Origin of the sequence: Tistrella sp. (genome assembly GCF_002684955.1) — a bacterium.
Lineage (GTDB): Bacteria > Pseudomonadota > Alphaproteobacteria > Tistrellales > Tistrellaceae > Tistrella > Tistrella mobilis.
Genome location: NZ_NYWI01000040.1, coordinates 171496 through 195540, shown reverse-complemented (window position 1 = coordinate 195540; position 24045 = coordinate 171496). Strand labels below are relative to the sequence as shown.

At 66.7% G+C, this 24045-nt stretch carries 22 protein-coding genes and 1 pseudogene; 11 read left to right on the top strand and 12 right to left on the bottom strand.

Annotation, left to right across the window (positions count from 1 at the left end; genetic code table 11):
* Positions 1 to 20: 20 nt before the first annotated feature.
* The 5 genes from CMO28_RS14985 to CMO28_RS14965 all read right to left on the bottom strand — a co-directional run bounded on the left by CMO28_RS14985 (position 21) and on the right by CMO28_RS14965 (position 4644).
* Positions 21 to 1679, bottom strand: a complete 1659-nt coding sequence (locus tag CMO28_RS14985) for a N,N-dimethylformamidase beta subunit family domain-containing protein (protein WP_296714851.1) — start codon at positions 1677 to 1679, stop codon at positions 21 to 23.
* A 13-nt stretch (positions 1680 to 1692) separates the two neighbouring features.
* The gene (locus CMO28_RS14980; protein ID WP_296714848.1) at positions 1693 to 2469 is read right to left on the bottom strand and encodes an amino acid ABC transporter ATP-binding protein; all 777 of its coding nucleotides are present in this window, start codon (positions 2467 to 2469) and stop codon (positions 1693 to 1695) included.
* Entirely contained in the window at positions 2466 to 3125 is a 660-nt protein-coding gene (locus CMO28_RS14975) for an amino acid ABC transporter permease (RefSeq protein WP_296714846.1), read from the bottom strand. Before CMO28_RS14975 ends, CMO28_RS14980 begins: the two co-directional genes overlap by 4 nt.
* Before the next feature lies 1 nt (position 3126).
* Positions 3127 to 3783, bottom strand: coding sequence for an amino acid ABC transporter permease (locus tag CMO28_RS14970; RefSeq protein WP_062762883.1), 657 nt, complete (start codon positions 3781 to 3783; stop codon positions 3127 to 3129).
* An 84-nt stretch (positions 3784 to 3867) separates the two neighbouring features.
* Positions 3868 to 4644 (bottom strand): ABC transporter substrate-binding protein, encoded by a 777-nt coding sequence (locus tag CMO28_RS14965; RefSeq protein WP_296714842.1) that lies wholly within the window; start codon positions 4642 to 4644, stop codon positions 3868 to 3870.
* A 172-nt stretch (positions 4645 to 4816) separates the two neighbouring features.
* On the opposite strand from CMO28_RS14965, the gene CMO28_RS14960 reads away from it, so the two are divergent.
* From CMO28_RS14960 to CMO28_RS14950, 3 genes are all read left to right on the top strand, one after another.
* Complete coding sequence (locus CMO28_RS14960) at positions 4817 to 5779, top strand: LysR family transcriptional regulator (protein ID WP_296714841.1); 963 nt, start codon at positions 4817 to 4819, stop codon at positions 5777 to 5779.
* A 467-nt stretch (positions 5780 to 6246) separates the two neighbouring features.
* Entirely contained in the window at positions 6247 to 7875 is a 1629-nt protein-coding gene (locus CMO28_RS14955) for a hypothetical protein (RefSeq protein WP_296714839.1), read from the top strand.
* Positions 7876 to 8826, top strand: coding sequence for a DNA adenine methylase (locus CMO28_RS14950; RefSeq protein ID WP_322111359.1), 951 nt, complete (start codon positions 7876 to 7878; stop codon positions 8824 to 8826).
* A 44-nt stretch (positions 8827 to 8870) separates the two neighbouring features.
* Here the strand turns inward: CMO28_RS14950 and CMO28_RS29935 are convergent.
* Positions 8871 to 9011 (bottom strand): annotated as a pseudogene (locus tag CMO28_RS29935) (IS630 family transposase); the annotation flags it as partial.
* Positions 9012 to 9175: 164 nt separating this feature from the next.
* Here CMO28_RS29935 and CMO28_RS14945 point away from each other — a divergent pair.
* Positions 9176 to 9364, top strand: a complete 189-nt coding sequence (locus tag CMO28_RS14945) for a hypothetical protein (protein ID WP_296714837.1) — start codon at positions 9176 to 9178, stop codon at positions 9362 to 9364.
* Positions 9321 to 9887 (top strand): hypothetical protein, encoded by a 567-nt coding sequence (locus tag CMO28_RS14940; RefSeq protein WP_296714833.1) that lies wholly within the window; start codon positions 9321 to 9323, stop codon positions 9885 to 9887. The genes CMO28_RS14945 and CMO28_RS14940 overlap by 44 nt, the downstream gene beginning before the upstream one ends.
* 27 nt (positions 9888 to 9914) lie before the next feature.
* Here CMO28_RS14940 and CMO28_RS14935 read toward each other — a convergent pair whose 3' ends face one another.
* Positions 9915 to 10727, bottom strand: a complete 813-nt coding sequence (locus CMO28_RS14935) for an alpha/beta fold hydrolase (RefSeq protein WP_296714832.1) — start codon at positions 10725 to 10727, stop codon at positions 9915 to 9917.
* Between the two features lie 308 nt (positions 10728 to 11035).
* Between CMO28_RS14935 and CMO28_RS14930 the strand changes: the two genes are divergently transcribed.
* Positions 11036 to 12001 carry a TerC family protein gene (locus tag CMO28_RS14930; protein WP_296714829.1) on the top strand — a complete coding sequence of 322 codons (966 nt, stop codon included), beginning with the start codon at positions 11036 to 11038 and terminating at the stop codon, positions 11999 to 12001.
* 6 nt (positions 12002 to 12007) lie between these two features.
* Here CMO28_RS14930 and CMO28_RS14925 read toward each other — a convergent pair whose 3' ends face one another.
* Entirely contained in the window at positions 12008 to 13021 is a 1014-nt protein-coding gene (locus tag CMO28_RS14925) for a M23 family metallopeptidase (protein WP_296714827.1), read from the bottom strand.
* A 60-nt stretch (positions 13022 to 13081) separates the two neighbouring features.
* Positions 13082 to 14722 carry an exodeoxyribonuclease VII large subunit gene (gene xseA / locus CMO28_RS14920; protein WP_296714823.1) on the bottom strand — a complete coding sequence of 547 codons (1641 nt, stop codon included), beginning with the start codon at positions 14720 to 14722 and terminating at the stop codon, positions 13082 to 13084.
* 191 nt (positions 14723 to 14913) lie between these two features.
* On the opposite strand from xseA, the gene purD reads away from it, so the two are divergent.
* Positions 14914 to 16185, top strand: a complete 1272-nt coding sequence (gene purD, locus CMO28_RS14915; protein ID WP_296714821.1) for a phosphoribosylamine--glycine ligase — start codon at positions 14914 to 14916, stop codon at positions 16183 to 16185.
* Positions 16186 to 16225: 40 nt separating this feature from the next.
* On the opposite strand, the gene CMO28_RS14910 is transcribed toward purD, so the two are convergent.
* Genes CMO28_RS14910 through CMO28_RS14900 form a run of 3 tightly spaced genes read right to left on the bottom strand, consistent with a single transcriptional unit; the run spans position 16226 to position 18658 of the window.
* Entirely contained in the window at positions 16226 to 17275 is a 1050-nt protein-coding gene (locus CMO28_RS14910) for a flagellar motor protein MotB (protein WP_296714817.1), read from the bottom strand.
* Between the two features lie 3 nt (positions 17276 to 17278).
* Positions 17279 to 18139: a flagellar motor stator protein MotA gene (gene motA / locus CMO28_RS14905; protein ID WP_296714814.1), complete on the bottom strand. Its 861-nt coding sequence runs from the start codon at positions 18137 to 18139 to the stop codon at positions 17279 to 17281.
* A gap of 48 nt (positions 18140 to 18187) precedes the next feature.
* Entirely contained in the window at positions 18188 to 18658 is a 471-nt protein-coding gene (locus CMO28_RS14900) for a nucleoside deaminase (RefSeq protein ID WP_296714812.1), read from the bottom strand.
* Between the two features lie 99 nt (positions 18659 to 18757).
* Between CMO28_RS14900 and CMO28_RS14895 the strand changes: the two genes are divergently transcribed.
* The 4 genes from CMO28_RS14895 to CMO28_RS14880 all read left to right on the top strand — a co-directional run bounded on the left by CMO28_RS14895 (position 18758) and on the right by CMO28_RS14880 (position 24016).
* Entirely contained in the window at positions 18758 to 19495 is a 738-nt protein-coding gene (locus tag CMO28_RS14895) for a gamma-glutamyl-gamma-aminobutyrate hydrolase family protein (RefSeq protein ID WP_296714808.1), read from the top strand.
* Positions 19492 to 22380, top strand: a complete 2889-nt coding sequence (locus tag CMO28_RS29635; RefSeq protein WP_322111358.1) for a pseudouridine synthase — start codon at positions 19492 to 19494, stop codon at positions 22378 to 22380. The genes CMO28_RS14895 and CMO28_RS29635 overlap by 4 nt, the downstream gene beginning before the upstream one ends.
* A 6-nt stretch (positions 22381 to 22386) precedes the next feature.
* Entirely contained in the window at positions 22387 to 23022 is a 636-nt protein-coding gene (locus CMO28_RS14885; RefSeq protein ID WP_296714806.1) for an RsmD family RNA methyltransferase, read from the top strand.
* A 100-nt stretch (positions 23023 to 23122) separates the two neighbouring features.
* Positions 23123 to 24016 carry a DUF4349 domain-containing protein gene (locus CMO28_RS14880; protein ID WP_296714803.1) on the top strand — a complete coding sequence of 298 codons (894 nt, stop codon included), beginning with the start codon at positions 23123 to 23125 and terminating at the stop codon, positions 24014 to 24016.
* The last annotated feature ends 29 nt before the right edge of the window (positions 24017 to 24045 follow it).

Here is a 24045-nt window from a genome sequence, read left to right as displayed (position 1 = left end):
ATTCCGGGGGGTGAAAAACGTCAGCGGGGGGTGAGATAGCGGTCGAGGATGTTGGCGGTGACCCGCTCGACCATCGGATCCCGGCGGAGCAGGCCCGCCACCCATTCGCAGCTGCCGGCATGGAAGACCTCGCCGGCCCCGCGTCGGAAGTTGACGATGGCGCCCGAGCCGCGCTTGACCCGCTCGACCGCCGCCCGGTCGTCGCCGCCGGCCAGGATGCCGGCGACGAACCGGGCATCGGCATCGGACAGGAACTGGTCGTCGGCGGGGATGTCGGCCGATTCCTCGATCAGCGACGACAGGCCCAGCGCCAGGATCTGCAGCCCCTCCGGCACCCGAGCGCCGGGCGCCGGCTCGGGCAGGCCGTTCTGGATGACATAGTCGAGCCCGTCGACCTCGTAGCCGAAGACATGGGAATCGGCCCCCAGCAGGTCGCCGTAATAGAGCCCCGTGCCGGCAAAGGCCCAGTGCTCGGGCCGGTAGACCGGAAAGCCCCGCACGCCGCGGGGCGCGCAGCCGCCCCAGCCGACATAGAGGCCGCGGGTGGCATCCAGGCCGAAGGTCAGGGCACCCGGCCGGCCGATTTCGGGCGCTTCCCACGAGGTGGTGACCCGGGGCGTGCCGGCGAGCGGATCTTCGGCGCGGGCCCGGTATTTGTAGCAGACCTGGGTGCGGCCTTCGTCTTCCAGCCGGGTCTGCCACATAAAATTGCCGGCAAAGCGCGCGACCCGGCCACCGGCTTCGACATAGGCATCGACGGCATCGCGCATCTCTGCCGTCCAGTACTCGTCATGGCCCACGAAGACCACGCAATCATAGCGCGACAGGATTTCCGGCCGATCATGCAGATCGTGCTGGCTGGCGAGGTCGACCGCATAGCCGGCACGCTCCGCCCAGCGGAAGAAATGGCCATCGTAAGAGGCCCAGCCGGCCGAGGCATACTTCTTCGAATGGCCGGTCGCATAGGCCCATTCCATATGCGGGTAGCGCGGCGGCATGGCCGGCGGCACCGGCACTTCCAGCGGCACCCGCGGCGCCTCGGGCGGCAGGACCACGAAGCCGCGGCAGAAGGGCCGTTCCAGGCTGACCCGCGGGGCATATTGATTGCGCTCGGGCCCCGTGATGCCCTGATAGTGGTTGGATCCGCCCCAGGTGTTATAGGCGGTCCAGGTCCCGGTGGCGGCGATCTGAAGCACCCGGCCCGGCAGGCGGTGCTGGCCCGCGGCGGTGACGATGAACAGATGATGGCAGGTGATCGGCGCCCCGTCGGCCCCTTCGCCCGTGGCCGTCACCCGATAGGCGCCGGACCGCCAGCCCGCCGGTATGACCAGCCGGTGGGCGACGGGCCAGCCGCAGCCGGTCACCGAGCACTGATCGGGGGTGTCGTGATGGCCGGCCGTCAGGCCCTCTTCGACATGGACCGGTTCGAGCGCCGCGCCGTCGCGGGCGATCTCAAGCCGCCAGTCGGCCGAGGTCGACGAGACGTGGAAGGCGACGGTATCGCCGGGGGCATAGGAGAGCCGGTCGGTATAGCACCAGATCTCCCCCCGGGCGCCATCCATGCCGGGGTATTCATAGGTATGGCCGAGGACGGCGATGCGCCGCTGGGCGGCGGTCAGGCCGTAATCCGGCCAGCCGGCGACATCGGGGGCGGCGGCGGTACCGAGGGGGGCGTTCATGGCCATGATCCCGTCAGGCGAGGTATTTGCGCAGGAAGGCGCGGGTGCGCTCCTGCCGGGGGTTGCGGAAGATCTCGGCCGGCGGCCCCTGTTCCACCACCACGCCGCCATCCATGAACAGCACCTCGTCGGCGACCTCTTCGGCGAAACGCATTTCGTGGGTGACGATCAGCATGGTCATGTGCTCGGCCGCGAGCTGTTTCATCACCAGATTGACCTCGTCGACCAGTTCGGGATCGAGCGCCGAGGTCGCCTCGTCGAACAGCATCACCTTGGGCCCCATGGCCAGCGCCCGGGCGATCGCGACCCGCTGCTTCTGCCCGCCCGACAGCCGGGCCGGATGGGTGTCCATGCGGTCGGCGAGGCCGACCTTCGCCAGCTGGTCCCGCGCCACCTCGCGCGCCTCGGCCTCGCTCATGCCCTTGAGCAGGGTGAGCGCCAGGGTGACGTTGCGCCCGACCGTCAGATGCGGGAACAGATTGAAGTGCTGGAACACCATGCCCATCTGCTGGCGCACCGCATTGATGTGCCGTTCGAAAGCCGCCCCGGCCAGCGGCGCGTTCACCTGGACGCCGTCGAGGAAGATCTCGCCCTCGTTCAGCGTCTCCAGATGATTGATCGAACGCAGCAGCGTGCTCTTGCCCGAGCCGCTGGGGCCGATGATCGCGATGATCCGGCCGCGGTCGACGGTCAGGTCGATGCCCTTCAGCACCTCGAGCGCGCCATAGCGCTTGTGGGCATTGCGGACCTCGACCATGGGCCGGGGGGCGGAGGAGCTGGTCGTCGTCATCGCGTCGCCTCCACGCGCTTCTCGATCAGGCGCAGGCCCGCTTCGAGCATCAGGTTCAGGACGTAATAGAGCGCGGCCGCGACGATGTAGAACTCGAAGGGCCGGAAGGTCTCGCTGATCGCAAGCTGGGCGGCATGGACCAGTTCGGCGACGCCGATCACCGAGACCAGAGCCGATTCCTTCAGCAGCGCGATCAGGTTGTTGCCGATCGGCGGCACCACCGAGCGCACCGCCTGGGGCACGATCACATGGCGGAAGCTCTGATAGCGGCTGAGCCCCAGGCTGCGCGCGCCCTCGTTCTGGCCGGGATCGACGGCGGTGATGCCGGCGCGGATGACATCGGCGTTGTAGACCGCGAAATGCAGGCCGAGGCCGATGATGCCGGCGACCAGGGCCGGCACGTCGATGCCGATCTGCACCAGGCCGAAATAGATCAGAAACAGCTGCAGCAGCAGCGGCGTGCCCATGAACAGCCAGGCGAAACCGCGCACCGGCAGGCGGATGAACCAGGGCGCGTACATGGTGGCGACGGCGAAGCCGATGCCGCCTGCAAAACTGACCGCTGCCGCCGCAACCGTCAGCACCGCCGTCCAGAGGGCGCCCATCAGGATCAGGTCGGCATAGGGCGGCACGACCGAGAAATCGAGGCCTTCCATCTCAGCGCCCCCCGTCGATGGCGAAGCGCCGATCGAGCCAGCCGATGGCCTGCAGCGCCACCCAGATCACCACCATGTAGAACAGCGCCGCGATCGCGAACATCTCGAACGGCTTGTAGGTGGAGCCGATATAGCGCTGGGCGGTGTAGGTCAGCTCGACCAGAGAGATGGCCGATACCAGCGCCGAGCCCTTGATCAGGGCGATGGTGTTGACGCCGAGCGGCCGGATCATCAGCCGGGCGGCCTGGGGCAGGATCACCCGGGTCATGGTCTGGCCGCGGCCGATGCCCAGGCTGCGCGCGGCCTCGGTCTGGCCGCGATCGACGGCGAGGATCGCGCCCCGGATCGATTCGGTCATATAGGCCCCGATATTGATGCCGAGCCCGATGACGCCGGCCGCGAACGGGTCCAGCTCGATCCCGATCTGCGGCCCGCCGAAATAGAGCACGAACAGCTGAATGAGGCAGGGCGTGCCGCGGAACAGGCTGACATAGGCCCCACCGGCATACCGGATGACGGCGACACGCGACAGCCGCGCCGCAGCACCGCATGCCCCCATGGCGAGGCCCAGGACCAGCGCCAGAACCGAAATCTGCACCGTGGTCCAGGCGGCTTCCGCAAAGAAGGGGAAGACCCGGATCATCAGGTCGACATCCATGGGTTCCGTCTCCCGATGGCATAGGCTCCGCCCCCGGAAGGGGGGCGCAGGATGCGCGGGAGGGGTCGCCTCCCGCGCGACGGATCAGCGGATGTCGGCGCCGACCCACTCCATCGAGATCTTCTCGTAGGTGCCGTCGGCCATCATCCCGTCCAGCGCCGTCTGCATGGCGGCGTGGAGATCGGGGTTGTTCTTGCGGATGGCGATGCCGATCGCGACCGCGCCGCCCTCGATGTCCGGCGTGTCGAGCTGGCGCAGCTTCTCGCCGTTTTCCTTGATCGCGACCCGGACGGGGATGTTGTCGTTCACGATCGCCTGCACCCGGCCGGCCTTCAGCTCCAGCAGCAGTTCGGGCAGGCCCTTATAGGTGCGCACCGACCAGCCGTCCTGGGTGCGGGCCCATTTCTCGTGGGTTTCGCCCAGGGTGACGCCGACGGTCTTGCCCTTGAGATCGGCCAGGGTCTTCACGTCGGAGGCCTCGGTCACAAAGACCGCACGGCCGGCGTGATAATAGGGGCCGACGAAATCCACCACCTTCTCGCGCTCGGGCGTGATGGTCATGCTGCCGACGATGGTGTCGTATTTCTTCGCCAGCAGACCGGCCAGGATGCCGTCCCAGGCGGTGGTGACGATCTGGCCCTCGACGCCGATGCGCTTCGCGATCTCGCGGCCGATCGCGGCATCGAAGCCGACCACCTCGTTGCGGTCGTTGACGAAGTTGAAGGGCGGGTAGGCGCCGCTCATGGCGATCTTCATCACGCCGTCGTCCTTGATCTTCGCCAGATCATCGGCCGCGGCGACACCGGCGCCCATCACCAGCGCGACGCCGGCGGCAAGCACGCCCGTCCAGAAACGCTTCATTGTCGTGGTCTCCCTCGAGATCTGCGGCCGGGTCCCTGTTCCCTCGCGCGGGCCCCGGTTCCGCCCAGGTCCTCGCCGCCGCGTCACCTCATGCTCGCGGATGCCGAGACCATTGATCAAATAGATAATGAAAATGTAAAACATAGTTCTGAAGAATGATCTGCGGGGCCCGATGAAAAAGCACGAAGCCCAGCGCCTGGCCTGGGACCTGGACTGGAACCTGCTGCGCACCTTCATGGTGGTGGTGGAGGAACGCGGCATCACGGCGGCGGCCGAGCGGCTGGGGCTGAAGCAGCCCACGATCAGCAATGCGCTGGCGCGGCTGGAACGGCGGCTCGACCGCCGGCTGATCGAGCGCAAGCCCAATGTCTTCGAGGTCACCCGCGCCGGCCAGCTGCTCTACGCCGATTGCGTGGAGATCTTCGGCACGGTGTCGCGCCTGCCGATCCGGTTGCGCGACGTGAAGGAAGAGGTGACGGGCCATGTGCTGATCGCGGTGGCGAGCCACATCGCCTCGCCGCTCTTCGACGAGGCGCTGTCGGATTTCCATGCCCGTCATCCCAGGGCGACCTTCGGCATCCAGGTGATGACCAGCCTGGACGTGACGACGGCGGTCGCCCAGAAACGCGCCGCCTTCGGCCTGTGCCTGGTGCACACCCAGGACCCCAGGCTGGACTACCGGGTGTTCTATCGGGAATTCTTCGGCTTCTTCTGCGGCCCGACCCACCGGCTCTATGGCCGTACCGGGCTGGCGCTGGAAGATCTGCGCGGCGAGACCTCGGTCTCGTTCCAGACCGATCATACCTCCGACGCGCTGCGCCCGGTGGCGCTGCTGCGCGCCCGGGCCGGCGTCGACGAAGAAGTGGTCGGCGTGTCGTCGAGCCTGGAAGAGGTGCGCCGGATGATCACCGCCGGGCTCGGCATCGGCCCCTTGCCCCTGCATGTGGTCCGCCGCGACGTCCGCGACGGCCTGCTCTGGCGGCTGCCGCCCTATCAGGACCCGCCGGCGATCGACATCCACCTGGTCTTCAACCCGCAGGCCAGCCTGAACCGCGCCGAGGCCGGGCTGCTGGCCCTGCTGTGCGAACGGGTCGAGGCCCTGCCGCTGCCGGCACGGACCTATGGGCCGGAGTGAGGGGGACAACATGGTCGCCGCCATTCTGGCGCAGAACACGTCATATGCCATCCCGCTCGATCCACCATTCGGACGGCGTGCGCCCTGGGCGCGATTTTGTGAAGATACCATCACATGCCGCGGGGGTCGCAGAGGGGAAGGATCACGACGGCAACGACACGGCGTTCAGGGCATGCCGCACCACAGATGTAGGCAAAGCAGGTGGGTTGGCCATAAGGACCGCTTCCGGCTGTTTACCAGCCGCGTAACTCATAGTCCGAGGACTTTGGAAATCCCCTATCGTGAGTCATGATCAGCGCTCAGTGGTATGAGATGGCGGGTCGAAGCCGATGAAACAGACAAATATGCCTACGCTATGACCCTTCAGTATGACACCCGAGAATAACTAAAACGCTGTTGAGGCTCGGCCAGATTTTCATCCGACCGAAGCCCCCGCCCGCAGCTCCGAGGTAGGCAGAAGCAGCGCCATGAAGGATGAAGGATGCAAGAAGCAGATTTCTTCTCTGGTGCGAGCATGTTACAGGATTCCCATTGATAGGGGGACAGCAGCTTGCTGCGCGCCAACATCAACGAGAACCGCACCAGAACTGCACGCATGGCCAAAGTTCGGCTTCACCGACGCCTGCGGGTCATCGCAGCGGCGGAGGATACATCTGCCCGAGGCAGCAGGCCGCGTGAATAATCGAGAAATAATTGGGGGAATCATGGTCGAATATCTCGAACTTAGCATAGATGAATTATTGCTCGATGAAGATAACCCGCGCCTCGGCTCCGTAAACAGCCAGTCGGCCGCGCTGGAAGCTATCGTTCACTTGAACGAAGCGCATTTTCGCAATCTGATGCTCAGCATCAAGAACAACGGTCTTGATCCGGGCGACAACCTCTACGTCATAGAGGCGGAAGGCGGGGAGGACTTCATCGTGCTAGAGGGTAATCGACGCCTTTCGGCTCTCATGGTGCTGAACAACCCAGATGTCTTAGACGGCACAGAGGTACCCGATACTATCAAAAAGTCTCTTGTTCGAACGGCAAAGGGATTTGATCGGAGGAGTATTGAGCCGATTCGTTGCGTGAAATTTGAACATAGGGAAGATGCGAATGAATGGATTTACCGACGGCACACCGGAATGGCCGACGGAGAAGGTAGAATTTCATGGGGCCCGTTGGAAATTCAGCGTTTCTCTGGCGACCGATCCATTCTCGACGTTATCGATTTTGTGGGCCGCAACGCGGACTATACTGACGAAGAGTGGGAATCAACCAAATCAGTAATTGAAAATCGAAAGTCCAGCAATCTTGCGCGCCTGCTCGAATCCGCCGCCGGGCGCAAGCACCTAGGGATCTCGATCTCAACTAGTGGTGACGGCAGAACACCAATGCTCGGATCGGAACCGAGGTGGGCACTTAAAGTTCTGCGTAGGATAATCGAAGATGTACGCGATGGGATAGTAGATTCTCGCGACCTAAACAAAGCTTCTGATATTGAGAGTTATTTTAAGAATCTTCCAAAAGACCTCCAACCCCAGAAAGGAAAATCCGACGCGCCGCGCCCCTTTAAAGACATTGACATCAAAATGCGGCCAGTAGTCGCCACTGCCTCAAAAGCTTCCTCGAAGCAGAAAACCAAGAGCAGCCCAAAGCCTCGGACCACACTAGCCCCAAGGCGGCATCCTTTTATTCCGCCTACTTCAACCAAGGGCGAGACGCTCTTGCGGGAAGCGGGAAGTCTGGATGCAAACAAGTTCACGGTTTCCGCTGCGTTTGTCCTCCGTAGTTTCGTTGAACTCGCGATCAACGACTATATGGAGGTCAAGCGCATTCCTAAGTTTGAAAAGAACGCAAAAGGAGCTACGGTAGAACTAGATTTGACCCAGAAGGCAGAGAAGGTCCTGAGGCATATAGCAGAAGCCGACAGCTCAAAAAACTCCGACCTCCGCGGCTTTCGGAACAATATTCTCACGAAGACGTCCGCGACGTCCATCCAGTCGCTTAACGGGTTCGTTCATAATAAGTTCCAGATGCCGACCGCAGACGCGCTTCGGGCCGGTTGGGATTGCTCTGTCCCGATCTTTATTGCCACGTATGGAAACGCATAAATGCCAGACACTCCTCCAATGCTTACCCAAACTGGCCGCTACTCCCCGCTTCGCTATCCTGGCGGAAAAGGGAAACTAGCGCGGTTCATGAAGGAGATAGTGCGCTCGAATGGCTTGTCAGATGGCCGCTACGTGGAGCCGTATGCAGGCGGCGCGGCCGTTGCATGGGAATTGCTGCTCACAGGTGTCGTGCGTCGAGTTTCCATTAATGACATCAGCTTGCCGGTTTTCTCGTTCTGGCACAGCGTCCTGAATTCAACGGATGAACTATGTGGTTTGATTCGTAATTGCCGGCTGACCGTTGAAGAATGGGACAGGCAGAAGGAGGTATTCCGACGACCAGAAGAAGCCGATTGCCTAAGCCTCGGATTTTCCTTTTTCTTTCTCAATCGAACGAATCGGTCTGGAATTTTGAATGGCGGCGTCATTGGTGGGCGGGCGCAAACGGGAAAATGGAAGATCGACGCTCGATTCAACAAGCCTGATCTCATTTCCAGAATCGAAAAAATTGCCTCGCTCAGATCACGAATCGAAGTGACCAATCTGGATGCCATTGATTTCATCGAAAAAAATTTGCATAAATTTAAGAATAAGACCCTTCTTTATATAGATCCCCCATATTTTGAGAAAGGTCGCTTTCTATACCACGACGCGTATCGTGCGGATGACCATGTCGCCGTTGCGGAATGTGTGAAGGCGATGAAGGGACTATTTTGGGTTGTCTCTTATGATGACGTGCGGCCAATTCACGATCTTTATGCCAGCTCTCCGTGGCTTCAATACACGCTAAACTATAGTGCGCGTAACATCATGAGGGGCCGAGAGGTAATGTTTTTTAGCAAGAATCTCCTTGTTCCAGATGTGCGGACACCCTTGCATGAAATTGATCGAGATCTTCGTAGTCGGCCGCGTCCCGTTTCTAGCCGAGGTTTTTCTGTCGGAACTGCATGAATTCGCTTTATGAAACGGATTCGGCGCCGAAGACCCTTTGGCCAGTCTGGATCATATCCACAGGAGCTGAAGCAGATGGCGTATTCCAGAGGCTGGAAGATGTCGGCGAGTTTTCTGACGCAGCTCCACAGACCGCTGACAGAGTGCTCGCCAGCCTTTCGCAGCATCGCCTTACACTGCGCGAAAAAGCGGTGCCGCTCTGCCACAGAGATCGCCCAGCACATCTGTCTCCCAAAGCACGAGAATGCCCCTGCTCGCCCCTTGGCCCAGCGAGAGCGCGTGGCGCCGCCTTGAGGCATGGCGGCAAGATTGTCACGGGACGACTGTGTCCAACATGAGGATCTGGAAGATGCCTGTTATCAAATCCGATCGTGGCAAGGATGAAATGCCGGATCCGAAGACGCAGGCCTACGCCAACCGACCCCGCAATCTCGGACGGATCGTGCAGTCCTATCGGTCCCTTGACGGCACGACCTGGTCATCGGTGCGCGAAGATGTCTTCAAGCGTGCCCTGCGTGCAGCCGTCGGTGAAAAATGACCTCGTCGCCTCGGTCGCCCTCCGATGCGGAAACAGAAGTTCGTCGCACAGCCGGACGTTCGAGCGGCTTGTTGAGTCAAGCGACGATCTGGTCGGCCTGATCGCCTATGCGATCTACAAACAGGCACTCAGAGAAGCTGCCCAACGAGGCGATTCGGTTCGGCCAAAGATCGATCGCAACCCGACCGACACTGAAAGAACAGCCTATCGGGATGCTGCTCAGAAGATGCTGGAGCGCTTCGGGACATCTGTGATCAACGAAGCTCGCGAGGACTTCATGGCCGACAGCCTGGCGGCCATCGATCAACGCGTCTCCGACATCGCCTCTTACGTCAAAGCCGCCGCTTCAGAGAATGAAGCCAAAGTCGTCGCCACTGTCCGTCATCGCACCTCGTTCGGGATGGCGATCATGGTCAATATCGCCGGCTGGTTTGCCACGCTCGCCATCACCGCGCTGATCGTCTTCGCCGTGGCGGCCCCTGGACTGCGCGAGGCCTTGCGGCACGTCCTTCTGGAGCATTGAGCCGATCTGGCAGCGGATCTCAGACCATCAGGCGAGCCCGGTCAGATGGGCGTCCATCAGCTTCCACAGCGGGTCCGCCGCCTCGATCGGGCCCATATGGCCGCAGGGGTCGAGCAGTTCGAAGCGGGCGCCGGGGATGGCGGCGGCGATGGCGCGGCCGGCTTCGGGTGGCGAGCCGACATCCTGGGCGCCCGAGGCGACCAGCGTCGGCACCTTCACCGCCGGCAGTTTCGCCCCCATCGCCAGCCCCTTGATGGCATGGGCGGCCGCGATGAACCCCTCGGGCGGGGTGGTGCGGATGATGGCGGCCACCTGATCCAGCGCCGAGGGGGCGAGATCGCGGAAGGCCGGGGTGAACCAGCGTTCCAACGTCGCATCGACCTGGCCATCCATGCCCTGGTCGCGCACGGCCGCGATGCGGGCGTCCCACATCGCCTGTGCCTCGCCCGGCACATCGGACACGGTGCAGACCAGGGTCAGGCTGCGCAGCCAGGCCGGGTTGCGCACACCCAGCACCTGCCCGATCATGCCGCCGATCGACACCCCGGCGAAATCGGCCCGGGTGATGCCCAGCGCCGCGACCACCTGCTCGACATCATCGGCCAGCCGGTCGAGGGTCTGGGGGTTTTCGGTGGTGGATACGCGCACGCCGCTCATGCCATGACCGGCGATGTCGATGGCGACGATCCGCCGGCTGGCGCGCATCGGTGCGGCCACCAGATCCCAGACCGTATGGTCGACTGCCAATGCATGGACCAGCACCAGGGCCGGGCCTTCGGGGTTGCCCGACTGCTCGACGGCGATCTCCACGCCATCATCCATGGCGACGTTCTGCATCATGGGGGCCGTTCTCCGACGGTTCAGATCATCTCATGATTGCATGATCCTACGCCGGGCGTCGAGCCTGCCTTGCATCACCGCATGCAGCATGGCGGGACCCGCCGCCTTGACGCCCGTCACCGGCTGCGCCACATAAGCGGAATTGCCGGATCCGGGCCCCTCTGGCGATCGAGGCGTCGGTCGTGATGTCGGATCCCTCACCCATTTCGCGCTAGGACGCAGCGCAACCGCGATCGAGGGGTGATCGCGTGTTCCCCGAAACATCATCAATCCTGCCGGCGGAGATCATCTCCGCGGCAAGCCTCAGCATGGCGGGACATCCGCTGTGGCAGTGGGGCCTGTTCGTCGCCCTGGTCGCAGGCCTGCTCGCCTTCGACCTGGGCGTCCTCAACAAGCGCGACCGAGAGATCGGCGTGCGCCAGAGCCTGGTGCTCTCAACCTTCTACATCGCCGCCGGTCTGGGCTTCGGCGGCTTCGTCTGGTGGTCGTCGGGCGGCACGGCCGCCATGGAATACGCCACGGGCTTCATGCTCGAAAAGACGCTCGCGATGGACAATGTCTTCGTCATCGCGACCATCTTTGCAGCACTCGCCATCCCCCGGCATCTGCAGCACCGGGTGCTGTTCTGGGGCATCCTGGGCGCGATCGTGCTCAGGGCCTTCATGATCGGCATCGGCGCGGCGCTGGTGCATGAATTCCACTGGATCCTGCTCTTCTTCGGCGCCTTCCTGATCTGGGGCGGCATCAAGATGCTCAAGGATGGCGGCGACCCGCCGGACTTCACCCAGGGCATCTTCATGCGGCTGCTGAAAAAGGCGATGCCGGTGACGCCAAAGCTGCACGGCCACGACTTCACCGTGCGGCTGCCCGACGACAAGGGCCGGCTCCGGCGTCATGCGACGCCGCTGCTGGTGGCCCTGCTGCTGATCGAGACGGCCGATGTCGTCTTCGCGGTGGACAGCGTGCCGGCGATCTTCGCCGTCACCACCGATCCGTTCATCGTCTACACCAGCAACATCTTCGCGATCCTGGGCCTGCGCGCGCTCTATTTCGCGCTCGCCGCCATGATCCACCGCTTCCACGACCTCAAATACGCGCTGTCGATCATCCTGGTGTTCATCGGCGCTAAGATCTTCTGGACCCAGTTCATCGGCAAGCCGCCGGCGGAGCTGTCGCTGATCGTCACCTTCGCCCTGATCGTCGGCGGCATCGCGGTCTCGATGGTCCGCAGCCGCGGCGCACGGCGGGCACAGAAGCCCAGCCCGCAACGCTAGCCGTCTTCAACCCTGATCCGTCTGCGGCTTTACCGCCGCAGACGGCTGGGGCTTGGGCTCGGGCCGCGGCTTCATCGGATCGATCCGGCCCTGGAGGGCCGGCACAAGCGGTGCCGGGTCGACCGCGACCTCTTTCCAGAACACGCCCCAGTGCAGATGCGGGCCGGTCGCCCGGCCGGTCATGCCGACCCGGCCGATGGCATCGCCCGCCTTGACCAGCTGGCCGGGCGCGATCAGCATCTCGGACAGATGCGCGAAGATCGAGGTCACGCCCTGGCCGTGATCGATCATGATCGTGCCGCCGGTGTACCAGAGATCCGGCATCACCAGCACCACCCTGCCGCCGGCGGGCGCCAGCACCGGCGTGCCTTCCGGCGCCGCCAGGTCGAGCCCGCGATGGGGGCTGCGCGGCGTGCCGTTCAACACCCTCTGGCTGCCGAACACGCCCGAAATCCGCCCCTCGACCGGCAGGCGGAAGCCCTTGGTCGCGATCTCGAAGCCGATGATGCCGTCATCCGATGCGGCACGGGCATTCAGGATCAGCTCACGCTCGTGACGCAGCCGGTCCTGAAGCTCGGGATCCGGTGTCACCTTGGGCGGCGGCAGGCCGTCGATCCGCTCGATCGCCCAGTCCCGCGCGGCCACCGTCACCCGCCGCTCCAGCGTGGCGCCATGGGGCGCGCGAGCGACCAGATCGGCCGCGGCGGCGTCCCGCCCGATGCCGAAGACAAAGCGGCCGGCATCGTCGACCCGGGCCGGCACGCCGTCGACCGTCACCTGCCAGCCCTTGGGCACCCGCCCGAGATTGAGACTGCCCTGGCTTGCCGGCCCCTCGATCCGGATCGCCGGTGCTTCGGCCGTGGGGGGATCCTGGAGCGGTGCCGGCATTGCGGGCGGCTGGCCAGCATTGGTCTGGCCAGGATCCGAGGCCCGGGTCTGGGCCGGTGCGATGCCCCCCAGCATCAGCAGTACCGGCAGCGCACAGGCCGTGCCACGCAGAAGAAGGCAGTTCAGGGGCATGAGGGAGAACCCTTTCCGTCGACGATCCTGCCCAAAGGCTTGCGGGCTGCGGGTGCGCATTCAGAAGAGATCGGGTTGTACCGCGGGACCGCGGCTGCGTCCGCGCCGACGTGGGGCAGCGGGTGCCGACGGGGGCGGCGGCGTACCACCCTCGCCCGATGCCTGCACATCCACACGCCCGTCGGCAAAGACCAGGGCCAGGGCCTGACCGGGGCTGACCGCCGCCGCCCGGGTGACCGGCTGACCGGGGCCGCCGGTCGTATCCACCGTTTCGACCAGCGCGAAACCGCGGGCGAGCGCCCGGCGGTAGGAATAGCTTTCCAGCAGCGCGCCCTGCGCTTCCAGCCGCTCTCCCAGCCGCTGCAGCTTCAGCCTTGCCCCGGTGTCCAACCGGCCGCTGACGCCGTCCAGCCGCTCGCGCCCCAGCCGGCCGGCCCGGATCGCCGCCTGCGGCGACAGCCCCGCCGCCACCCGGTCGAGCCGGGCCGCGGCGCGATCCTGAACCCGGCCCATCACGGCCTCCAGCCGCTGCCCGGTCAGATCCAGCCGGCCGGCCGCCTCGGCGAAACGCTCACCCGGGCTCTTCAGCCGGGCCGCCAGTTCGCGCACATGGGCCCCACGCCGCTCCAGCACCCGGTCGATGGCGGCATCCAGCCGCTCGGCCCGATCATCCAGGCGCTGGGTGGCGGCATCGATCAGGCTCTGGGGTCGCGGCAGACCACGGGCAAGGCCGGCGGTGCGGTCGCTGCCCCGCTCGATCAGCCGGAAGGCGGCGGCAGGCAGGCGGGCGCCCAGATCGCCCAGTTCCAGCAGCAGTTCGCCCAGCACCGGCACCGCCTTCTCGGCGGCGGCGGTCGGCGTGGGCGCGCGCAGATCGGCCACGAAATCGATCAGCGTGGTGTCGGTCTCGTGCCCCACCGCCGAGATCAGCGGGATCGTACAATCGGCCGCGGCCCGGACCACGCTCTCCTCGTTGAAGGCCATCAGATCCTCGATGCTGCCGCCACCGCGGGCGACGATCAGCAGATCGGGGCGCGGCACCCGGTCGCCCGGGCAGAGGGCATCGAAACCGCGGATGGCCGCGGCCACCTGCTCGGCGGCGCCCGGCCCCTGAACCATCACCGGCCACAGGATCACCCGGCGCGGAAACCGGTCGGCCAGGCGGTGGAGAATGTCGCGGATCACGGCACCGGTCGGCGAGGTGATCACGCCGATCACCTCGGGCAGGAAGGGCAGCGGCTGCTTGCGGCCCGCATCGAACAGGCCTTCGGCGGCAAGCCGGCGGCGGCGCTCTTCGATCAGCGCCATCAGCGCGCCGGCACCAGCGGGCTCCATCTGCTCCACCACCAGCTGGTATTTGGACCGGCCCGGATAAGTGGTCAGCCGGCCGGTCGCCACCACCTCCAGCCCGTCCTCGGGCTTGAAGCCCAGCCGCATGGCGGCCCCCCGCCAGACCACCGCGTCGATCAGCGCGTCCTCGTCCTTCAGGGCCAGATAGCAATGGCCGGACGCAGCCCGCTTGAAACCGCTGATCTCGCCCCTGACCCGGACGGCGGCGAAGCGGCTTTCGACCGTGCGCTTCAGCTCGCCCGAAATCTCGCTCACGGTATAGACCGGCAGGTTGTGGCCGCCCGTGGCCGTCTCTGCGCCCGGATCACGCTGACGGGAGGGGCGGTCGGTATCGAAGGGCAGGCGGCTCAAGGCATCGGCTCCGGATCGGACTGCGGGACGGGGCATGGCAGGCGCGGTCGCGGGTGGGGTTTCTCCCGGACGGGTGCCATGATAGAAGCATGGTGCCCGAAGACGGGCAACCCGGGGCGGTTGCGCACCGCCGGCGGTATGACCGCGCCGGGACAGCGGACTCCACTGAATCAGGCCGACGGGAGCGTGCGATGAAGGTTCTGCTGATCGGATCGGGCGGTCGGGAGCATGCACTGGCGCGTGCGCTCGAAGCCAGTGCCTCCGTGTCTTATCTGTGTGCCGCCCCCGGTAATGCCGGTATTGCCGAGCATGCCGAGCTTCTGGACCTCGACCCCACCGACATGGACGGCATCGCGGCCTTCGCCAAGGCGGAAGGCATCGGCCTCGTGGTGATCGGCCCCGAGGCACCGCTGGTCGCGGGCCTGGCCGATGTGCTGGAAGCGGCCGGCGTGCCGGCCTTCGGCCCCTCGGCGGCCGCCGCGCGTCTGGAAGGCTCCAAGGGCTTCACCAAGGACATTTGCGCCCGCTATGGCATCCCCACCGCCGCCTATGCCCGCTTCACCGATGCCGGGGCGGCCAAGGCCTATATCCGCGCACAGGGCGCGCCGATCGTGGTCAAGGCCGACGGTCTGGCGGCCGGCAAGGGCGTGGTGGTGGCGATGACCGAGGCCGAGGCGCTGGAGGCCGTGGACGAGATGCTGGGCGGCCGTTTCGGCAGCGCCGGCGCCTCGCTGGTGATCGAGGAATTCATGGAGGGCGAGGAGGCGAGCCTGTTCGCGCTCTCGGACGGCACCACCGCCATCCTGCTCGGCACCGCCCAGGACCACAAGCGGGTGGGCGACGGCGATACCGGCCCCAATACCGGCGGCATGGGCGCCTATTCCCCGGCCCCCTGCATGACGTCCGAGATCACCGGTCGCGCGATGACCGAGATCGTTCAGCGCACCGTCGACGCCATGGCGGCCGAGGGCACGCCCTTCGTCGGCGTGCTCTATGCCGGGCTGATGCTGACCAAGGACGGGCCGAAGCTGGTCGAATACAATGTCCGCTTCGGCGACCCCGAGACCCAGGTTCTGCTGCCGCGGCTCTGGGGTGATCTCGCCCAGATCCTGCTCGCCGCCCGCGACGGCCGGCTCGACCCGTCGATGATCGAGCTTGACCCGCGCACCGCCCTGACCGTGGTGCTGGCCGCAAAGGGCTATCCCGGCGACTATGCCAGGGGCGAGGAGATCCGCGGCCTCGACGCTGCCCGTGCGGCTGCCCCGGACGTGATCGTGTTCCACGCCGGCACGAAGACCGACGATGCGGGCCGCCTGCTTTCCAATGGCGGGCGCGTGCTCGCGGTCACGGCCCTGGGCGACGGCCCGTCGGAGGCACAAAGCCGCGCCTATGCCGCGGTCGATGCGATCGACTGGCCGGGCGGGTTCTGCCGCCGCGATATCGGCTGGCGGGCGATCGGCTGAACCGATCCCCGACGCGAGACGATGAAGAAGAACAGGACGACTACGAAGAAACCGGGACGGTCCGCCGCAGCACCACGGTAATCCGGTTGTTGCGCGGGTCTGCCCGCTGATCGGGCACCAGCATGGTCGACTGACCACGTCCCGACACCTCTTCGACGCGCGCCACCGGCACACCGGCATCGGTCAGCACCTTCTGGGCCGCGATCGCCCGCTCGGCGGTCAGGGACCAGGCATCGGGCCGGGTGCCGGGCTCGCCGCCCAGATAGGCGCGCACGGCGATCTGGTTGGGCGAGGCCCGGACCGTGGTCGCCGCCAGCGCCAGCAGGCGCCGCGCCGCCGGATAGGGTTCGGCGCCGTCGGAGGGGAAGACCGGCTCGTCTTCCCGATCCATGATGTTGATCTCCAGCCCGTCATCGGTCACGCGCAGGGTGAGGTTACCCGAGAGTTCGCGGGTGGAGGGGTCGGAGGAAATCGCCTTGAGCAGCCGGTCGGCGGTATCCTCGAACGACCGGCGCTCGGCCGCGCCACGGGCGGCGATGTCCCGCTCCCTGGCCCGGTCACGGGCCTCGACCATGCGCTGGGCGGCATCCTGCACCGCCTGTTCGAAGGTCTGCATGGTCTTGGGCGCCTCGAGCCGCTCGCCCGAGAGCACCCGGCGCATGGCTTCGGCCGGGTCGTTCACCGGCAGTTCTTCGGGTGGCGCCTCGTCGGCCGGATTGGCGGCCGGGCGCTTGGCCATATCGGGCTGCAGATCCATCGGCGAGGGCGGCGGGGTCAGGTCGGACCGTTCGAAGGACGGCATGCTGACGCCGCCCTGGCCGACATTGATGTCGGGCGTGCCCGCCATCATCGGCATGGTATGCGAGGCCCCGGCATCGCGGAACACGGTCCAGGTCGGCGTGAAATAGTCGGCGATGCCCTTGAGCTTCTTTTCGTCCAGCGCGTTCAGCAGCCAGAGCAGCAGGAAGAAGGCCATCATCGCGGTCACGAAGTCGGCATAGGCCACCTTCCAGGCACCGCCGTGATGGCCGCCGCCCTTACCCTTCTTGACCTTCTTGATGATCGTTGCGTGGCCGCCGTCCTCCGCCATCGATCAGCTTCCCTTGGCCTTGTTGATCGCAGCCTCCGCCTCGGCGAAGGTCGGCTGCATGCTGGAGGGAATGTTGGCGCGGCCGACCTCGATCGCCACCTGCAGCGCATTCTTCGACAGCGTCGAAACGAAGACGTCGCGGATCAGCTTGTAGAACCGGGCATCGGCCTCGTTGATCTGCTTGATGCGCCCGGCCAGCGGGCCGACCATGCCATAGCCCAGGAAGATGCCGAGGAAGGTACCGACCAGCGCGCTTGCGATCAGCCCGCCCAGCACCGCCGGCGGCTTGTCGATCGAGGACATGGTCTTCACCACGCCCAGCACCGCCGCCACGATACCGTAGGCAGGCAGACCGTCGGCAACGCCCTGCAGGGCGTGGGACGGCTCCATGTGTTCCTCTTCAACCTTCTCGAGCAGATTTTCCAGATAGGCCTCCACCTGATGCGGATCTTCATGGCGCATGCTCATGTTGCGGAGCGTGTCGCAGATCATGTTGATCGCGAGGTGGTCGTTCAGGATCTTCGGATACTTCTTGAACAGCGCACTGTTCTTCGGATCCTCGAAGTCGTTGAACTTGGTCCCTTCACGCTGCCGCTTGTAGAGAGCCATGTACATCAGACTGATCAGGTCGATGTAGTCCTGCTTCTTCCACTTGGCGCCCTTGAATGCCTTGCCGAGCCCGCCCAGCGTGTGCTTGATCACCTCGCCGCTGTTGCCGGTGACGAAGGCACCGAGCGCGATGCCGCCGATGATCATGCCCTCGATCGGCAGGGCCTCCAGAATCACCTCGATATGGCCGCCGGCGATGATGAACCCGCCGAAAACCAGGACGAGGGTAAGGATGATGCCGATAATCGGACCCATGGGGCGTAGGCTCCTGCTGCAACGCGGTAGGCTCTGGCTGGACAGAGACTATCTCAGGCTTTTGAAGAAAACCTTAAGCAAGTCGGCTGCCGCGGTTTCACCGATGCCGGCGAAGATATCGGGCCGGTGATGGCAGGTCGGATGGGCGAAGACGCGGGCGCCGTGGTCCACGCCGCCGCCCTTGGGATCGGCTGCCCCATAATATAGGCGGCGGATCCTGGCGAAGGAGATCGCCTGGGCGCACATGGCGCACGGCTCCAGCGTCACCCAGAGATCCAGCCCGGTCAGGCGCGGGCTGCCGATCAGGGACGCGGCCTGGCGGATCGCCAGAATTTCGGCATGGGCGGTTGGATCGTGGTCGGCTTCGGTGCGGTTGCCGGCCGCGGCCAGGATGACCCGCCGGACCGGATCGACCACCACCGCGCCCACCGGAACCTCCCCCCGTGCCGCCGCGGCGCGTGCCTGTTCAAGCGCCGCCTCCATGGGACGAAGCGGCTGGGACGGATACGGAACGGGCATCGGGACGTGGTTCGGCATGGCAGCCAAGCGAAGCCTGCATGGGGTTTCACGTCAAGCGGCCCTTGCATCCTGACGCGGGAAGCCCCATCAATTGCGCCCATGGGTACATCCGCTTCCGCATACCGCCCGCTCGTCGGCGTCACCCTCGACGTCGAACAGCCCGGCGGCTATTCGAGGTTCCCGTGGTACGCGCTCCGTGTGAATTACATGGATGCGATCGTCACCGCGGGCGGCCTGCCGGTGGCGTTGCCCCATGAACCGGAGCTGGCGGCCGAACTGGTCGGCCGGCTGGACGCGCTGGTGGTGACCGGCGGTGCGTTCGATGTGGATCCGGCCCTCTTCGGGTCCGGGATGCGACATGCCACGGTCACGACCAAGGACCGGCGCACGGCTTTCGAGCTGGGCGTGGTTCGCGCCGCGCTGGACCGGGATATGCCGGTGCTGGGCATCTGCGGGGGCGAGCAATTGCTCAACGTCGCGCTCGGCGGTACCCTGGTGCAGCACATCCCCGACGCCTTTCCCGAGGCGCTGGCCCACGAGCAGCCGAACCCGCGCAACGAGCCGGGGCACGAGGTCCTGATCGACCCCGATACCCTGCTCCGGCGTCTGGTCGGCACGGCCCGGATGACTGTGAACAGCGCCCATCATCAGGCGGTGGACCGGATTGCGCCCGGCGCGGTGCGCAATGCCGCGGCCCCCGACGGGGTGATCGAGGGGCTGGAACATCCCGGCTTCCGCTTCTGTCTGGGTGTGCAGTGGCACCCCGAATTCCTGATCGATGCCGGCGATCGCCTGATTTTTGACGGCCTTGTCGCCGCCGCCCTGGAGACCAGATGACCCGCAGCCTTCCGACCGAGCCGGACCGCGCGCGTGAGCGCGTCGCCCGGGCCATCGCCCGTGCGGGCCTGTGTTCCCGCCGCGACGCCGAGCGTCTGATCCTCGACGGCCGGGTGGCGGTCAATGGCCGCCGCATCGACAGCCCCGCGCTCGACGTGACGCCCGCCGACCGGGTGACCGTCGACGGCCGGCCCCTGCCGGCGCGCGAGCCGGTGCGGCTGTTCCTCTATCACAAGCCGCGCGGGCTGATCACGACCAACCATGATCCCGAAGGCCGGGAAACCGTCTTCGACCGCCTGCCGGCAGATCTTCCCCGCGTGGTGAGCGTGGGGCGCCTCGACTACAACTCTGAAGGGCTCCTGCTCCTCACCAACGACGGCGAACTCGCCCGTCGTCTCGAGAGCCCCGCAACCGCCTGGCGCCGCCGTTATCGGGTGCGTGTCTACGGCACGCCCGACGCAGATGCGGTCGGACGGCTGGCCCAGGGTATGACCGTCGAAGGTGTCCGTTATGGCCCGATCGAAGTGGAGATCGAGCACGAGGGCACGAATGCGTGGCTTTCGGTGGTACTGACCGAAGGCAAGAATCGCGAAATCAGACGGGTCCTCGAAAGCCTCGGACACCCGGTCAGCCGGCTGATCCGTGTTGCCTATGGACCGTTCCAGATCGGCCGCATGCACCCTGGAGAGGTGCGCGAGGTGACCGCCCGCATGCTGAAAGACCAGCTGGGCTCACTCGCCGAAGGCCTTCATCTGCCCGAGACCGGGCGTGACGCCCCGCTCCGGCGCCAGGCCGCCAAGACCGGCGCGCCTGCACCAGAAATGATCGACAAGATGACCGACGAGACCAAGAAGGTCGAGAAGACCGGGCCTGCCGCGGACGAGACCGCCGCCGCCCCTGCCGCCGCCCAGGCAACGCGCCCCGCGGCCGACGAGATTCCGGACGCCCGCTTCATCGAGGACGAGGACCTTGAGGGCGAGGACGATTTCGACGGTGAGGAAGAGTTCGAGGACGACGCGTTCGAAGAGGAACTCGACGAGATCGAGGTCGAGACGCTTGAGGATCTCGAAGCCCTGATCGCCCGGGCCGAAGAGCTGACCGAAGGCGATGAGGACGCGGAGGATTTCGACGACGAGGACGAGGACGCCCTCGACGGCGATGACGAGGGTGACGATTTCGGCGACGACGAGGATGACGACGAGTTGCTGACACTGGCGACGCCGGTGGATGCGCCCCAGGCTCCGTCGTCGCGCGCCATCCAGGACAAGCGCCGCCAGCGTGAGTTCCACAATGCCGATCGCCCGACCCGCGGCCTGCACGTCGCCGGCGACCGGCGTGACGATCGTCGCGACGACCGCCGTGACGATCGCCGCGAAGGCTGGAGCCCGCTGAACGACGAGCAGGACGAAGAGGTCGACGCCGCCGTCGCCGAGCAGCGCGCCCGCGAGGCCGGCCGTGGCGACCGCCGCGGCTTCGGCGGCGGCCGGCGCGAATTCGGCGACCGCGACGACCGTGGCGGTGATCGTGGCGGCTTCCGTGGCCGTGACGACCGCGGTGGCGATCGCGGCGGCTTCGGTGGCGGCGAGCGGCGCTTCGGCGGCAATCGCGACGATCGCGGCGGCTTCCGTGGCCGTGACGACCGCGGTGGTGATCGCGGCGGCTTCGGCGGCGGCGAGCGGCGCTTCGGCGGCAACCGCGACGACCGCGGCGGTGATCGCGGCGGCTTCGGTGGCGGCGAGCGGCGCTTCGGCGGCAATCGCGACGACCGCGGCGGTGATCGCGGCGGCTTCGGTGGCGGCGAGCGGCGCTTCGGCGGCAATCGCGACGACCGTGGTGGCGATCGCGGCGGCTTCCGTGGCCGTGACGACCGCGGCGGCGATCGTGGTGGCTTCGGCGGCGGCGAGCGGCGTTTCGGCGGCAATCGCGACGACCGTGGCGGTGATCGCGGCGGCTTCGGCGGCGGCGAGCGCCGTTTCGGCGGCAATCGCGACGACCGTGGCGGCGATCGTGGCGGCTTCGGCGGTGGCGAGCGGCGCTTCGGCGGCAATCGCGACGACCGGGGTGGTGATCGCGGCGGTTTCCGCGGCGGTGAAGGTCGCGGCGGCGATCGCGGCGGCTTCGGTGGCGGCGAGCGGCGCTTCGGCGGCAACCGCGACGACCGTGGCGGTGATCGCGGCGGTTTCCGCGGCGGTGAAGGTCGCGGCGGCGATCGCGGCGGCTTCGGTGGCGGTGAAGGTCGCGGTGGCGATCGTGGCGGCTTCGGCGGCGGCGAGCGGCGCTTCGGCGGCAACCGCGACGACCGCGGCGGTGATCGCGGCGGCTTCCGTGGCGGTGAAGGCCGTGGTGGCGATCGTGGTGGCTTCGGTGGCGGCGAGCGCCGTTTCGGCGGCAATCGCGACGACCGGGGCGGTGACCGTGGCGGCTTCCGTGGCGGCGACAACCGCGGTGGCGAGCGCGGCGGCTTCGGTGGTGGCGAGCGCCGTTTCGGCGGCAATCGCGACGACCGCGGCGGTGATCGCGGTGGCTTCCGTGGCGGTGAAGGCCGTGGTGGCGATCGCGGTGGCTTCGGCGGCGGCGAGCGTCGTTTCGGCGGCAATCGCGACGACCGGGGCGGTGATCGCGGCGGCTTCCGTGGCGGCGACAACCGCGGTGGCGAGCGCGGCGGCTTCGGCGGCGGCGAGCGGCGCTTCGGCGGCAATCGTGACGACCGTGGCGGTGATCGCGGCGGCTTCCGCGGCGGTGACAACCGTGGCGGTGATCGCGGCGGCTTCCGTGGCGGCGACAACCGCGGCGGTGATCGTGGCGGCCGCAGCTTCGGCGGCGATCGGCCCTTCGGCGCGCCCCGCGGGCGTCGGCCCGAGGGCGAGAGCGGCGGCGAGGATTGATCGGCCATGCCGCGGATCGTCGGCGGCCGCCATCGCGGCCGCACGCTTCAGGCTCCCGAAGGTCGGGCGGTCATCCGCCCGACCTCCGAGCGTGCCCGTGAAGCCCTGTTCGACATCCTCGGCCATCGCGACCTGAGAGGGGATGGCGAGGCGGCGGTCCGTGACCGCCACGTCGCCGATCTCTGCTGCGGCATCGGCGCGCTGGGGCTGGAAGCCCTGTCGCGCGGTGCCGCCTCGGCCGTGTTCATCGACCGCGACCGCGCCTCCGTCGCCATCGCCCGGGCCAATGCCGCGAAGCTCGGCGAGGAGCGCAACTGCCGCTTCGCCGCAGCCGATCTCGGCCGCCCCGAGACCGTGGCGGCGGCGCTGCGCAGCGACCGGCCCTTCGATCTGGTCCTGCTCGACCCGCCCTACGACGCCCCCGCAGTGGCCGAGGCCATCCTCGCCGGGCTCGTCCGTTCAGGCCGGCTCGCCAGCCCGGCACTCGTCACCGTGGAGCTGGCCCGCGGCACCGATATCGTGCTGCCCGAGGCGCTTCGTGTTCTCGACCGGCGCCGTTACGGCAAGGCCGACCTTCTGATCCTTGGCCACGCGGTCGCGGACGAGGGTGACGATGCCGACGATACCGGCACCGCAGATTGATCGCCCCAGAAAAGCCCCTCGCCTGACGGGACTGCATCATGAAGAGTGGACGGGCCGGCCCTGACCGGTGCCCCGCCCCCTCTCTTCCCGGATGCCGCCGATGATGCTTCGTGCCCTTGCCGTCGCCCTTCTGCTTGCCCTGCCCCTTGCCGCCTGTAACGAAGACGGCAGCAGCACCGGCAGCGATGACAGCGCTCAGACCGGCATGGGCCGCATGGTCGCCACGGCACCGATGTCGACCGAGATCCAGTCGGCAGGCGCCGCGCCGGAGCCGATGGCGGTTGGCCAGATGGCGGGCCCTCCCATGGCGGAGGGCCTTCAGCCGGACGCCGCCGGCTTCCTGGCCTATACCCATGACCGCAACCTGATAACCGAGGCCCCGGACAGCCGCGTCGCCGCGCTGGAAAAGCTCTGCCGCGAGATGGCAGGCTGCAGCGTGCTGACGGTGCGTGTCGACGGCAGCAGATCCGGCTATTTCGAGGCCCGCCTGCCCAAGCCGGGCGTCGCCCGGCTGGACGACTATCTTTCGAGCGTCGCCGAAAACGGCGAGATCGACCGCCAGACCAGCGCCGAAGACCTGTCGGATCAGATGGTCGACGTGAAGCAGCGTATCGCCCTGCTGACCACCCATCGCGACCGGCTGCAGGCGCTCTATCAGCGCAGCGACGCCCGGCTGGAAGACCTGATCACCATCAGCCGCGAACTGGCCGACACCCAGACCAGGCTCGAGCGTGCCCAGGGGGAGTTCGGCCGCCTGGAAAGCCGGATCGACCGCGACATCTATCGCGCCCAGCTGCGGGCGCCGGTGACGGAGCCGGGCCTTCTCGCCCCCTTCGGCAATCTGGGCGAAGAGCTGCTCTTCACGCTGGTCTATACGCTTCGCGATGCGCTGGAGGTGCTGGTCTGGATCATCGGCATGCTGCCTGCCCTGATCCCGCTGGTCCTGCTGCTGACCCTGGCCGTGCGCGCCATCCGCCGCCGCCGGAAGGGTTGATGCCACCGGAAGGGGGGAGGCCGCCGGAA